The 13,937-nt window shown below is 75.7% G+C and carries 8 protein-coding genes; all 8 read right to left on the bottom strand.

The annotated features are described in order from the left end of the window. Nucleotides 1-36: 36 nt before the first annotated feature. Nucleotides 37-3,237, bottom strand: a complete 3,201-nt coding sequence (locus ACZ7G3_RS35025) for a hypothetical protein (RefSeq protein ID WP_470930675.1) — start codon at nt 3,235-3,237, stop codon at nt 37-39. Continuing rightward, a complete protein-coding gene (locus tag ACZ7G3_RS35020; protein WP_470930673.1) occupies nt 3,234-3,890 on the bottom strand; it encodes a type VII secretion system-associated protein in 657 nt (218 codons plus the stop codon). Before ACZ7G3_RS35020 ends, ACZ7G3_RS35025 begins: the two co-directional genes overlap by 4 nt. Beyond that, nucleotides 3,887-4,936: a sugar-binding transcriptional regulator gene (locus tag ACZ7G3_RS35015; protein ID WP_470930671.1), complete on the bottom strand. Its 1,050-nt coding sequence runs from the start codon at nt 4,934-4,936 to the stop codon at nt 3,887-3,889. The genes ACZ7G3_RS35020 and ACZ7G3_RS35015 overlap by 4 nt, the downstream gene beginning before the upstream one ends. A gap of 174 nt (nt 4,937-5,110) precedes the next feature. Beyond that, a complete protein-coding gene (locus tag ACZ7G3_RS35010) occupies nt 5,111-6,457 on the bottom strand; it encodes an aminotransferase-like domain-containing protein (protein WP_470930669.1) in 1,347 nt (448 codons plus the stop codon). Next, on the bottom strand, nt 6,454-7,566 hold the full coding sequence (locus ACZ7G3_RS35005; RefSeq protein WP_470930667.1) for an alpha-hydroxy acid oxidase: 1,113 nt from the start codon (nt 7,564-7,566) through the stop codon (nt 6,454-6,456). Before ACZ7G3_RS35005 ends, ACZ7G3_RS35010 begins: the two co-directional genes overlap by 4 nt. Next, entirely contained in the window at nt 7,563-8,684 is a 1,122-nt protein-coding gene (hppD, locus tag ACZ7G3_RS35000; protein ID WP_470930665.1) for a 4-hydroxyphenylpyruvate dioxygenase, read from the bottom strand. The genes ACZ7G3_RS35005 and hppD overlap by 4 nt, the downstream gene beginning before the upstream one ends. 92 nt (nt 8,685-8,776) lie before the next feature. Then, nucleotides 8,777-8,989 (bottom strand): MbtH family protein, encoded by a 213-nt coding sequence (locus tag ACZ7G3_RS34995; protein ID WP_426603351.1) that lies wholly within the window; start codon nt 8,987-8,989, stop codon nt 8,777-8,779. Between the two features lie 106 nt (nt 8,990-9,095). Then, the coding region (locus ACZ7G3_RS34990; RefSeq protein WP_470930662.1) for an amino acid adenylation domain-containing protein at nt 9,096-13,937 on the bottom strand (4,842 nt) is incomplete at its 5' end.

Genomic DNA, 13,937 nt, shown 5'->3' with positions numbered 1-13,937 from the left:
GGGGTGATGGGTGGTCGTTCGGCGCGGCCCCGCTCGCTACCCGTCCTGGCCCACGGGCCCGGAACAGCGCTCCGGCCACCGCGTTCCGTCGCCGGTGCGGAAGCCCTTGGCCAGCGCCTCCTCGAGGTGCGCGAGAGCCTTGAGGTCCAGCCCGCCCAGTTCCTCGGACCCGTCCATGTAGGCGGTCGCGTTCCCGGGGAGCTCACGCAGCAGTACGACGGAGGAGCCGGCGGGCCCGGTCCTTGCCCCCAGCACCCGGAAGCCGGTCCCCGGCACGAAGACGATCTCCTCGTACCCCTCCGTGGAGCCGCCCGGCCGGTCGAGCAGTTGCCGGACCTTGCGTCCGGTGACGGACCAGATCGCGTAGCGCACGGGGGCCCCGGCGGGGAGCGCCGAGGAACCGGCCAGGGCGCTGACCGGAGCGGGTTCGCGCAGCAGCGCGCCGACCGCCGGTTCGGGGCCGCCGGCGTCCTCGCCGCGCAGGGCCACACCCCGGTAGGAGGGCAGCCGGCGCAGAGCGGACGCGAGGCATCCGGCGTAGGGCAGCAGGCGTCCCTCCCCCGACTGCAGGTCACGGATCAGCTCACGGTGGTGCAACGGCCCTTCCTCGGCGGTGAGGTAGGCGTGCGCGGCGACGAGATCGGTCCGCGCCGCATCGAGTTCGTGACCGCGCAGGGCGGGCATCCGGGTCAGCATCCGGGACACCGCGGCGGCGTGTCCCTCCCAGGCACCGGCCGCGGCATCCCGGAACGCGGCACGCTCGGCGGCCCCACTGACATGCCCGGGTGCGAACGGAGGGGCGGCGCGGTGTACGGCCGGCGCCTCGCCGACCCGCCCCCGCGACCCCGTCCGCGCCTCGGCGTTCCCGGCCCGGCCTCCGTCCGGCCCTGGCCCGCCCCCCTCACCGGCGGTGCGGCCCGCCCCGCCGACGGCACTGGCTCCACCAGGGGCACGGCCCGCCCCGCCGACGGCACTGGCTCCACCAGGGGCACGGCCCATCCCGCCGACGGCACTGTCTCCACCAGGGACACGGCCCATCCCGCCGACGACACCGCCTCCAGCAGTGGCACGTTCCGCCTCTCCGACGGCACCGTCTCCCCGTTCGCCGTCGGCTCCGGGACGTGCCCCGGCCGGGGAGGCAGCTCCCGACCGGGCCCGCGCGGCTTCCGCAGCCGTCCCGCCGTCCGGCGAAGCGACGCGCGCGGAAGCCCTCTGCCCGCCCTCGCCCCCGGCGCCGGCCCCGGTCTCCGGCGACCGGGCAGCCGTGGCCCCCTCGGCGGGCCGCGCCTGCGCACGGGGCTCGGACGACACGGCGGGCACGGCCGCCCCGGGCTCCGTTTCCCGGGCACCCTCCGGAAGAGGCTTCGGCGGCGCACCCGTCGCAGCTGCGGGGGCGGCGGCGTCCACGTCCGCTTCGGCCGCCTCGCCGACCGGTGGGGAGTCCGGTGTCGGGACAGGCCCGCCCTCACGAGGGGGCACCGGCGGCACAGGGCCGCCGGCACCGGCGACCGGCCCGCCGGGAGCATTCGCGTCCGGTCGGGCGCCCGGGGACGCACCGGGCCCGGCGACGGCGACCGGCCCTCCGACGACACCGCTCGCTGCCGCGGCCCCGCCACCCTGGAGGGCCTCGGGGCGCGCGGCGGGCGCGGGCGCCGGCGTCTCGGGCCCGGAAGCCGGCGATGCAGCGACCGTGCCGGTCCCAGGGACCGCCCCACGGGTCGCCCCACGGGGCGGCGGGACACGGCCGGGTTCCGTGGCCGTGCCCGGTCGGCGGGTCGCCGTGCCGGGGCGCGGGGGCCGGCCGGTGGTGACGTAGCGGATGTTCGGTATGCCGTGTTCGGCGGCCAGGCGGCGGAGATCGCCGTCGCCCGCCAGGAGTCTGCCGCGGACCAGCAGGGTGGTGCGCGACCGGAGGTCGGTCCCGAGGCCGCGCAGGAGGCGGGCCAGAGCGGGCAGCAGGGAGCCGTCCAGCGGCTGTCCCGGCATGCCCAGCTCGATGGCGCACGCCTCCGGGTCGACGGCCGGCCCGAGTGGCCCGGGGCGGGGGCCGTCCAGGGCCCACAGGGCGAGACCGGCGCGGGTCACTGTCGCCTGCCAGCGGTCCGTCAGCCGTACCGTTCCCCGTTCGCCGCCGCCGAGTATCCAGTCGGGCGGACGGAGCTCCGTCGGCCTGGGTACGGGGGCCCGCCCCTGCGAGTCGACCGGCCCGCAGACCACGGACGGCACGAACGGCCGCCAGCTCGGCCTGCCGTCCCGTCCGATCAGCGTGGGCCGGGGAGGCGTGCCGGGCGGTGCGTGGTCGTCGAGCAGGGGCAGGCCGGTGAGCACCTCCACCTCGGTGCGCAGCAGGTCGGCGACCGACTGCCCGAGCCGCAGCAGGTCACGCCGGCCGCCGGGCGCGAGCCGGGTACGGGCGCGTTCCGCCTCCGGCAGCCCCGCGAGTACGGCGGCGACCTCGTCGGCGGCGACGTCCTCCGCCTGCGGGGCACCGACCAGTACCGTGAGGCGCTCGAAGTCGACGGGCACGGAGAAGCACAGGTCGTCGGGGGCGGGCGCGGGCGCCTCGGCCGGGCGGATGACCACGCCCGCCGGGACGCGGTCCACGACACAGCCGCCGGCCGTGCGCGCGGGCACCCCGTCCAGCGCCTCCTCCCAGGCGGGCGCGGGTGCGCGCCGGCCCGCCCTCCGGGGTTCCTCGCCGGGCGCGAACCGCCACCAGGCGCTGCCGGGGCGGGAGTCGCCGTGGACGAAGAGCGTGCCCCCCGGCGTGATCAGGACGGCCCCGTCCGGAGCCGTCACCTCCAGTTCCCAGGCGTCCGCGATCCGACGGGCGATGCCGGGCCGGTCGGGCCGGTCGTCGCCGGCACCGGACATCACGAGCCGGATCCGGTCGGTGCCCCGCGCACGGAGGGAGTCCAGCAGCGCGCCCAGCCGTGCCCAGTGGTCGGCGCCGGGGGCCCCGCCTCCGGCGGCGGAGCCCACGATCACCGTGACGACGTCCTCCTCCCGCCCGACGGCGCCCGCGACCTCGGCCACGACGTCCAGGGGGAACGAGTCGTCCTCGACCGAGCGCACGAGCAGCACGCCGTCGACGTCCTCGACCGGCGGGCCGCCACCGCTCCGGTTTCCGGTGCCGTTCGCGCCGTCGGCCGGGAGCGCCGTGCCGCGGCGCCCCGTACCGGTGCCGGTGCCGGACCTGCGTCCCCGGCCCGGCATCACGGACGACCAGCGGCTCACGCGTCCGTCCCCCGGACCGGGTGCACGGCCTCGGTCAGCACCCGCCCGGAGCGGCCCGGGGCGGCAGCCGGGGGCCGCTTCTCCGCACCGTCCCGGACCGCGTCGCGTACGGCGTCGAGGTCCAGCAGCATGCCCACCGCGGCCGAGGGGTTCAGATACAGCGCGTGCCCATCGGGGACGCGCGTCAAAAGGCTGTCCGCACCGACGAGTTCGAAGGCGAAGCGCCCCGCCGCGTGCAGGAACACCGACGAGGTGAACACCGGCACCACCGGCGTCCCGTCCGGCGCCACCGCACTCAGCGGCCCGCCGCCCGGTGCCGTCAGTACGGCCACCTCGCGCCCCACCAGCGCGGCCGGCACCGCCTCGCCGGGCCCGTACCCGGTCGACGCGAGCTGGACGGCGCGGTCCACCTCGTCCTCCGGTTCGGGCCAGCCGAGCGCACGCGGGGACGGCCGGTATCCGGGGTTGTCCTCCCACGCGACGATCTCTCCGTCGAGGCCGGACCGCCACCGGCCGGTCATCGCCCACTCCGGGGGCTTCCCCGCTCCGGACCACATCGGGTCGACCACCCCCAGCCAGTGGTCCGGGGCGAGGCGTCCGGCCTCACGGATGTCGTCCGGAACGGGCGGAAGTGCCCCGTCCTGCTGGCTCATCGCTGTCCTCGTTCGGTGCATCGGGACGACAGTGCGGTCCGTGTCATGCCGTCCGGTTCGTCGTCCTGGAGGAGGCCGCGCGCGGTCGCGGCGTCCGTGACGACTCCGGTGAGCAGTCCGGACCTCAGTACGGCGCGGACCGCCCCGGTGCCACGTCCACCGGCCGTGACAGCGATCAGCTCCGCGACGCCACGGAGTTCGGCGGCGCTGACGGCGATCGTGCGGGCGTTCAGCTCGGTGGGGATCACCCGGCCGACGGCGTCCAGGACGTGGCCGGCCACCTCGGCGCACGCGCCCGCCTCCCGGAGCGTCTCCCGCTCCCGCTCGGACAGCGCGTCGTACACCGTGGAGTGCGGGGCGTCCCACGCGCCGATGCCGACGACGGCCTTGGTGAGCAGACCGAACCGGCCCAGCGTCTCGGCGGTGTCGGGCTGGCTGCGCAGGACGGCGGCCGTGGCCGCGTCGGGCAGGAGGAACGGGGTGTGGAGCGGGAACGCCCTGCCCCCGCCCACCGCGGCCGTACGCCGGACCGCGGTGATCGCGGCGTCATGGGCGAGGTCCCGCCCGCGCACCCCCGTCAGCTGGACCACGTCGCAGAGCGGCAGCCGGGTGACCGCCTCGCTGAGCGCGTCCACCGCGTGGCTGCCGTCCAGCCCGAGGACGTCGCCCTCCTCGGTGATCTCCGAGATCAGCCGGGCGGCCGCCGTGCCGAGCCAACGGCCGCTCCGGAGCTGGTCCGCGGGGGACGCCGTGCCGCCGTCGCCTCGGGTCAGGTTGACAACGATGCCGTGACGGAGCCCGAACCGTTCGGTCATCTCCCGCCCGAGCCGGACGTCGATCTCGGCCGGGACGGTGATGTCGATCCGCACGATGTCGTGGGCCACGGCCGCGTCGAGGAGGCGGGCCACCTTGAACCGGCTGATGCCGAACTCCTTGGCGATCTCCACCTTCGACAGCTGTTCCAGGTAGAAGCGCCGTGCGACGGCGGCGGCCAGGAGCGTGTCGACCGGCGCGGGTAACGCCACCATGTCAGCCGGTTCGGCCATGCCGTCTCTCCGCGTTCTCATCCATCGTCAGCTCACGCCACTTGTCGAGCAAGTTGATCTGTGCGAAGTGATCAGTACATGACGAGGGGACGACATCGAAGTGACACATGAGGCGTCAGTGACATCTTCTGGCCTATGTGGCCGGTGTGACCTGCGCGGCCGGACACACTGTGCTCAGGCGGAGCGGACGAAGGCGGCGAACCGGTCGAGTGCCTCCTCGATGTCCTCCGGTCCGAGGGCGCTGCACGACAGGCGCAGACGGCGCAACGCTCCGACGCCGGCTCCGGTCTCCGACGCCGCCGCGTCGTAGAAGTGGTGCAGCGGCGTCCACAGCACGCGGTGGTCGCGGGCCGAGCGCTCCAGGACCGCGTCGGTGACGTCGAACGGCACGTCGACGACGACGAAGAAGCCGCCCTCGGGGCTGTTCCAGCTCACCCCGGACGCCGACGGGTCGGGGAAGCGGCGGGCCAGCCCGTCGACGATCCGGTCGAGGCCCTCCCGGTACACCTCGCTCTCCCGTTCGTTGGCGCGGACCAGGCTGCACCCGTGTTCCAGCAGCCTGCCCCCGGCCACGGCCTGGGCGATCGGCGAGGTGTTGACGGTGACCATGCTCTTGGCCTTGGCGAGCAGGTCCGCCAGGTAGGGTCCCGACTCCACCGGTTGGTCGGCCACCGCGTAGCCGATCCGTACCCCCGGGAACACCGTCTTCGCCAGTGAACCGAGGTGGACGACACGGCGTGCGGTGTCCAGCGCCTTCAGGGTCGGGAGCCGGTGCCCCCGGCGCGGGAAGAGACCGTACGGGTTGTCCTCCAGGAGGAGGATGTCCTCCTGGTCCGCGAGGTCGAGGAGGCCGCGGCGTACCGGCTCCGGCATCCGGATGCCCGAGGGGTTCGCGTGGTCGGGGACGACGTACAGGGCGCGCGGGCGCAGCCCGGCGGCGCGGGCCTCGCCGATACGCCGCCGCAGGTCGTCCAGGTCGACGCCGTCCGGGCCCTCGGCGACCGGGTGCACCGGCAGGTCCAGGAGGCGCGCGGCCCCGGTGACGCCGACGTAGGCGGGCGTGACGGCCAGCAGCACGTCGCGGTCGTCGCGGCGCAGCAGCCGCAGGGTGAGGAACAGCGCCTCCTGGCAGCCCGTGGTGACGAGGACGGCCTCCGGGTCGACGTCGATGCCCTCGTCCACGGACAGCTGACGGGCGATCAGCTCGTGGATGATGCCCTTGGTGCGTCCGTACTGGAGCAGGGTGCGCCGGACCCGCTCCTCGCCGTACCCCTGTTCGGTGCGCAGATGGTCGCCGAAGACCCGCAGCGCGCGGTGGATGTCCTCGACGTCGTAGAACCCCTCGTACGGTGTGCCGGCGGCGAGGGAGAGCGCGTCCGGGTGGCGGCCCGCGATCTCGTTGAGGAAGTTCATCGAGGAGAGCAGCGGGTCACCCACCGCGGGGTGCAGCGCGCTGAAATCCAGGCCGTGCGTGGCCGTGCTCGCCGTGGCCATCGCGGTCGTCGCGGTCGTCGCGGTCATCGCGGTTCCTCTCCCGGGCCGGCGACGGCGCGCAGCCGGGCCGCCGCGGCGAGGTCCGGGCAGCCTGCCAGTGCGAGCGCCGACTCCAGTTCCTCGCCGAGCAGTTGGAGGACTCTGAGCACGCCCTGGTGCCCGCCGGCCGCCAGGCCCCACAGCACGGGACGGCCCAGCAGCACGCCGTCCGCGCCGCGGGCGAGGGCCTTCAGGACGTCCGTACCGCTGCGGACCCCGCTGTCGAGGAGCACCTCGCACCGCCCCGCGACGGCCTCGGCCACGGCGGGCAGGGCGTCGAGCGCGGGCAGGGCGCCGTCGAGCTGGCGGCCGCCGTGGTTGGAGACCACCAGCGCGTCCGCACCGCAGGCCGCGGCGCGTTCGGCGTCGGCCGGGTCCAGCACGCCCTTGAGGACCAGCGGCAGCCGGGTGTGTTCGCGCAGCCAGTCGAGGTCGGCCCAGCCGAGGGACGGGTCGACGACGTTGGCGGTCTGCGCGGCGACCGCGCTCACGCCGCTGCTCGCGGTGCGCGGCACACCGTCGGGGCGGGGACCGAAGTGCACGGGCGACACCCCGTCGGGCAGGGCGAACGCGCCGCGCATGTCGGCCGCCCGGCGTCCCATCCTCGGGGTGTCGACGGTCAGCATCAGCGCGCGGCAGCCGGCCGCCTCCGCGCGCTGAAGCAGCTCCTCGGTGTGGCCGCGGTCGCGCAGCCAGTACAGCTGGAACCAGGTGGTGGCGCCGGTGGCGGCGATGTCCTCCACGGCGGTGCTGCTGAAGGTGCACGCGGTGAACGGGACACCGGCGTCCCGGGCGGCGCGGGCGGCGGCCAGTTCGCCGTCCGGGTGCACGGCCCTCTGGTACGCCATCGGGGCCACGGCGACCGGGAGGGCGCTCTCCGTGCCGAGCAGGGTGCGGGTCGTGTCCACGGACGAGACGTCCGCGAGCACCCGGGGGACGAGGTGGAGCCGGTCGAACGCGGCGCGGTTGGCGCGGAGCGTGAGCTCCGCGCCCGCCGCCCCGCCGACGAAGCGCTCCACGGCGGCGGGCAGGACCGCCGCCGCCAGGGCCTCCGCGTCGGCGGGGGTGAGCAGGCCGGCGAGTGCCGGGTCGGTCATGCGGTCTCCCCGTCGGCGTTCGCGGCGGCCTCGTGCTCGGCCTTCTCCGCCTGTACGGCGTCGTACAGCGCGCGGACGTTGCCGCCGCCGAAGCTGTCCGCGCCGGCGCGCTCGATGATCTCGTAGAAGACCGTGCGCTTGGGGTGGACGGTCCGCGTGAAGATCTGGAAGAGCTGGCCGCCGTGGTCCTCGTCGGCGAGGATGCGGCCCTTGCGCAGCTCGGCGATCGAGTGGCGGTTCAGCTGGAGGCGCTGCTCCAGCCGGTCGTAGTACGTGTCGGGGGTGCCGAGGAAGACGATGCCCCGCTCGAGCATCCGGTCGACGGTGCCGATGATGTCGGTGGTGGCGAAGGCCAGATGGTGCACGCCGCCGCTGCCGTGCCGCTCCAGGAAGTCGCCGATGTGACCGGCGTCGTGCTCCGGGCTCGGCGCGAGGACGGTGAAGGTGAGGTCCCCGGCGGGGCTGCGGACGGCCTTGGAGTCCATGGCCTCGGTGCCCTGGACCATCAGCTCCTCGTACACGGACTCGTAGCCGAAGACCCGCTCGTAGTAGCCGGTGGTCTCGGCCAGCCGGCCCATGGGGACGCTGACCGCGACGTGGTCGAGGACCGTCAGGCCCACCGGCGCCGGCTCCCCGGAGGCGGCGGACCCGGTAACCGGTTCGAAGCCGGGCAGCGGGACGGCGGCGTCCGTGTCGCCGGCGGGCCGCTGGACCAGGGTGTGGCGTACGTCGTCGAAGCCGGCGGCGATGACGGCGGTGACCCAGCCCTCCCGCTCGGCGGGCTCGGCGAGGGACGTGGCGGAGCGGGAGACGGCGTCGGCGAAGGCCTCGCGGGCGTCGGGGGCGGTCAGCGCGATGTCGGCTATGCCGTCGCCGTGCCGCGCCACGTAGGCGGCGGCCGGGTGGCGGTCGTCGAGCGCCTGGGTCACCACGAGGACGATGTCGCCCTGGCGCAGCGCGAGGGAGCGGGAAGCGCCCTCGGGGCCGCCGCGTTCGGCGGTGGCGCAGACCTGGAAGCCGTAGCCGTCGGTGAAGGCCGCCGCGGCGGCCTCGGCGTCGGTGACGTACAGCTCGACGTGGCCGACGCGGAGGGAGGCGGCGGGTGCGGTGTCTGTCATGTCGTTCTCCTCACGGGGTGTTCCGGGGTGGTCGAGGGCCGGGAGTGGGGGGTTCGGGGTGGTCGAGGACCGGAAGCGGGGGTCCGGGGTGGTCACTGCTCGGCCATGGCGTCGGCCAGGCTCTTGGGCCGCATGTCCGTCCAGTTCTTCTCGACGTGGTCGAGGCACTCCTGGCGGCTCGAGGCCGGGAGGGCGACGGTCCAGCCGGCGGGGACGTCGGCGAAGACCGGCCAGAGGGAGTGCTGGAGTTCGTCGTTGACGAGGACCAGGTACTGGGCGTCGTCGTTCTCGAAGGGGTTGGTCATGGGGGTGCTCCGTACTGGGGTGGGTGGGGCCGGTCGGACAGGGTCAGGGGTGGGGGTGGTCGGTTGGACAGAGGTCGGGGGTGGGGGTGGGGCGGTCGGACAGGGGTCAGGGGGTGTGGGGGCGGTCGGTGCTCGCCAGACGTTCCGCGACGGCACGGCCGATCTCCGTGACGGGGCCGGGCAGCGTCATGTCGTGGTGGCCGCAGGCGACGGGGTGCGGGTCGAGGCGTCCGCCGACGTACGGCGCCCAGGACGCGGGGGCCGGCGCGTCCGTCCCCGGGTCCGGTTCGGCGGTGAACAGCAGGACGTCACCGTCGAAGTGACGGGGGACGAACTCCCGTTGCAGCCGGGCGTGGCGAGCTGCGATGCCGGGCCACACCCGCAGGGTGCGCGGCGGGATGTCGGTGAGGGGCGCGCCCTCGCGCCGCAGGACCTCGCGGGCCGCCTCGGCGTCCACCGGGCCGCCGTCCGGGAAGCCGGACGCCTCGTGGCCGAGGAACCGCAGCAGCCGGGCGAGGACGTCGCCGTCCGACCAGTCCCGCGAGGGCGAGCCGTCGGCCTCGGCACGCTCGACGGCGACGGCGACGGCGGCGGTCGCGTCCGGCGGGTAGGCGTCGAGCAGGGCCAGCAGCGCGACCTCCTCCCCCGCCTCGCGCAGCCGCACCGCCATCTCGTGGGCCACCAGGCCGCCGAAGGACCAGCCCAGCAGGTGGTACGGGCCTTCGGGCTGGACCTCGCGGATCCGGGCCAGGTAGTCCTCGGCCATCTCGCCCACGGACGCGGGCGGTTCCTCGTCCCGGGCCAGCCCCCTGGCCTGGAGCCCGTACAGCGGCCGGTCCTCGCCGAGGGAGCGGAGCAGGCCGGCGTACGGCCAGCTCAGCCCGGCCCACGGGTGGACGCAGAACAGGGGCGGCCGGGTGCCGGTGGCGCGCAGCGGCAGCAGGACCTCCAGGGCCCGCGTGGCCTCCTCGGCCGCGGTCCCGTGCCCGCCGCCGGAACGCAGCAGACGGGCCAGGGCCTCGGGAGTGGGCGCGTCGAGCAGCGAGCGGATACCCAGGGCGGAACCGGAACCGGAACCGGAACCGGAGCCGGAGCCGGTGGCCGAGCGGATACGGCCCAGCAGCCGGACCGCGAGCAGCGAGTGCCCGCCCAGCTCGAAGAAGCTGTCCTCGGGGCCGACCCGGTCCACGCCGAGCACCTCGGCGAACAGCTCGCAGAGCAGCCGCTCCTCGGCGTCGCGCGGCGGGCGGCCGACTCCGGCCGCGGTGAACGAGGGTTCGGGCAGCGCCCCGCGGTCCAGTTTGCCGTTCACGGTGAGCGGCAGGTCCGGCAGGGTGACGACGGCCGCGGGCACCATGTACTCCGGCAGCCGGTCGGCGACGTACTGCCGCAGCAGGGCCGGTTCGACGGGCGCGGGGGCCGGGCCGGCGACGGCGGGCACGGCGTAGGCGATCAGCCGGGCCTCGCCCTGTCCGTCGGCCCGTACGACGACGGCGGCGCGGGCGACGCCGGGGTGGGCGCGCAGGACCGCCTCGACCTCGCCCGGCTCGATCCGTACCCCGCGCACCTTGACCTGCTGGTCGGCGCGGCCCAGGTACTCCAGGGCGCCGTCGGAGCGCCATCGGGCCAGGTCGCCGGTGCGGTACATGCGGGCCCCGGCAGGTCCGAACGGGTCGGTGACGAAGCGTTCGGCGGTCAGGGCGGGCCTGCCGTGGTAGCCGCGCGCCAGCTGTACCCCGGCGAGGTACAGCTCGCCGGTGGCCCCGGGCGGCACCGGACGCAGCGCCGCGTCCAGCACGTACGCCCGGGTGTTCCAGACCGGCCGGCCGATCGGCACGGGGCCCCGGGCGTCCGGTTCGCAGTCCCAGTGGGTGACGTCGACGGCCGCCTCGGTCGGGCCGTACAGGTTGTGCAGCGTCACCTCGGGCAGCACGGTGTGGAAGCGGGCCGCCAGGTCGGCGGGGAGCTCCTCACCGCTGCACACCACCCGGCGCAGTCCGGTGCACCCGGCCGCGGCGGGCTCGTCGAGGAACGCGCCGAGCATCGACGGCACGAAGTGCGCCGTGGTCACGTGTTCGGCGCGTATCAGCTCCGCGAGGTAGGCCGGGTCCCGGTGCCCGTCGGGACGGGCGACGACCAGGGCGGCGCCGGTGACGAGCGGCCAGAACAGCTCCCACACGGAGACGTCGAAACCGGTGGGGGTCTTGTGCAGCACCCGGTCCCCGGCGGTGAGCCGGTACGCGTCCTGCATCCACAGCAGGCGGTTGACGACGGCCTCGTGCGAGACGGCGACGCCCTTGGGCCGGCCGGTGGAGCCGGAGGTGTGGATGACGTAGGCGGGGTTGCGCGGGTCAGGAGCGGTGTCCGACGCGGGGGCGGTGCCCATCGCGGGGGCGGTGCCCATCGCGGGGGCGGTGCCCATCGCGGGGGCGGTGCCCATCGCGGGGGCGGTGCCCATCGCGGGGGCGGGCGTCCCGTCGCCGGTGTCGGCGTCCACGACGAGGACGGGCGTGTCACCCGCGGGCAGCGGGGACCGTGCCGCCACCGCCTCGGTGACCAGGATGCGGACCGGTTCGGTGTCCTCGAGGAGCAGGGCGACGCGTTCCGCCGGAAGGCCCGGATCGACGGGGACGTACGCGGCGCCCGTCTCGAGTACCGCCAGGAGGGCCGTGACCAGCTCGGCGGAGCGGGGCACGGCGACGGCGACACGGGTCTCCGGTCCTGCTCCGGCCCGGCGCAGTCGGCCGGCGAGGGCGGAGGCGCGGGCGGCCAGCTCGCCGTAGGTCAGCCGCTGTGTGCCGTGGACGACGGCCGGCGCGTCGGGGGTACGGGCGGCCTGGGCGGCGAACAGCTCGGGGAGGGTGGCCGGCGCGAGGGGCACCGCCGTGTCGTTCCACCGGGTGAGGACCAGTTCGCGTTCCTCGTCACGGAGCACGTCGACGGCCGCCAGCCTCCGGCCGGGCTCCGTGGCGAACTCCCGCAGCAGCAGGCCCAGCCGCTGGGCCAGCGCGGTCACGGCCGCGTGGTCGAAGTGCGCGGGCTGGTAGCCGAGGCGGAGGGTGAGGGCACCGCCCGGGGAGTCCGGTGAGCCTTCGGCCGTCCGGGAGCCCTGGGTCACGATCAGGCTCAGCGGGTAGTGAGTGGCGTCCCGGCCCTTCACCCCGGTGAGCCGCGGCCCGAAGGCGCCTTCCCGCGGGGCGAGCGACTCCCGGTCGACCGGGTAGTTCTCGAAGACCACGAGGGTGTCGAAGAGCGCGGGGTGGCCGGACAGCCTCGTGACCTCGCTCAGTCCGAGGTGCTGGTGGGCCATCAGGGACGACTGGCCGGTCTGGAGTCCGGTGAGCGTCCGGCGGACGGTCGCCCCCGGGTCGAGGGCGACCCGGACGGGCAGCGTGTTGATGAAGAGTCCGACCATGGACTCGACCCCGGCGACCTCCGGCGGGCGGCCCGCGACCGTGGCGCCGAAGACGACGTCGTCACGGCCCGTCATACGGGACAGCAGCACCGCCCAGGCGCCCTGCACCAGGGTGTTGACCGTCAGGCCCGCCTCCCGGGCCAGCCGGTGCAGGGCCTCGACCGTGTCCGAGGGCAGTTCCAGGGTGACGTGGCCCGGTTCGGCCGTGGACGTACCGGCCGCCCCGGGGGTGAGCAGCGTCGGCTCGTCCAGCCCGGCCAGCTCGGCGGTCCAGGCGGCCCTGGCGGCCTCCCGGTCCTGGGCGGCGAGCCAGGCGAGGTAGTCGCCGTACGGGGTGACGGCGGGCAGTCCGGCCGCCGAGCCCCGTGCCGCGTACAGCGCGAACATCTCGCGGAGCAGCACGGGCATGGACCAGCCGTCGAGCAGGATGTGGTGCGGCGTCAGGACGAGGCTGTGGTGGTCGTCGTCGTGCTTGACCAGCGCGATCCTCAGCAGCGGAGGCCGCGACAGGTCGAACCGGGCCGACCGCTCCTCCTCGGCGACGCGGTCACGCCGGACGGCGTGCTCCGTCGTCGGTACGCCGGTCAGGTCCACGGTGCGCCAGGGCAGTCCGGGGTCGCGCACGACGACCTGGACGGGAGTGCCGGTGGCGTCGTGCACGAAGGCGGCCCGCAGGTTGGCGTGCCGGCGCAGCAGCGCCGTCCACGCCTCGCGCAGGGCCCGCGCGTCCAGGGGGCCGGCCAGGTCGAGTACGAGCTGGGCGGTGTAGACGTCGGTGTCCTGGGCGTCGTACAGCGCGTGGAACAGGAAGCCGTCCTGGAGCGGGGAGAGCGGGAGGACGTCCTCCAGGCCCGGGTGGGCGGCCTCCAGGGCCTCCACCTGCTCCTGGGTCAGGGCTGGTACGAGGGGGAAGTCGGACGGCGTGTGCCCGCCTGCCTCGGCGTTCGTGGCCGCGAGGGTCTCCAGTGCCCGCAGCCACCGCTCGGCCAGCTCCCGCACCTCCGCCTCGTCGAGCAGACCGCCCGCCCACGCGAACGTCGCCGACAGCACCGGGCCGTCCGCCCCGTCGACCGTGACGGCGTTGATGTCCAGGGCGTGCGCGAGCGGGGTGGCGGGATCGGCGTCGGGTCCCCCGGGCTGTGCGACCGGCGACCAGTCCGCGCCGGACGGGGAGGCGGACGTCGGCGTGCGGCCGAGGTAGTTGAAGCCGACCCGGGGGCGGGCGCTACCGGCGAGCACGGGCGCGGTGCCGGCGTTGAGGTGGCGGAGGAGGCCGTACCCCGCGCCGTCACCGGGAACCGCCCGTAGCTGTTCCTTGACCCGCTTGACGGCGTCCGCGGGGTCGTCCCCGCAGCCGGTGACGTCGAGCCGTACGGGATGGACGCGGGTGAACCAGCCGACGGTGCGGGAGAGGTCCACGTCCGGCCGGTCGCTGTCACGGCCGTGGCCCTCCAGGTCGACCAGCACCCCGCCGTCGGCGTCCACGCCCCGCGCCTCGCGCCACTGGCGCACCGCGAGGGCCAGCGCGCCCAG

Source organism: Streptomyces sp. NPDC037271, from assembly GCF_055603605.1.
This window is presented reverse-complemented; position numbering and strand designations above follow the sequence as displayed.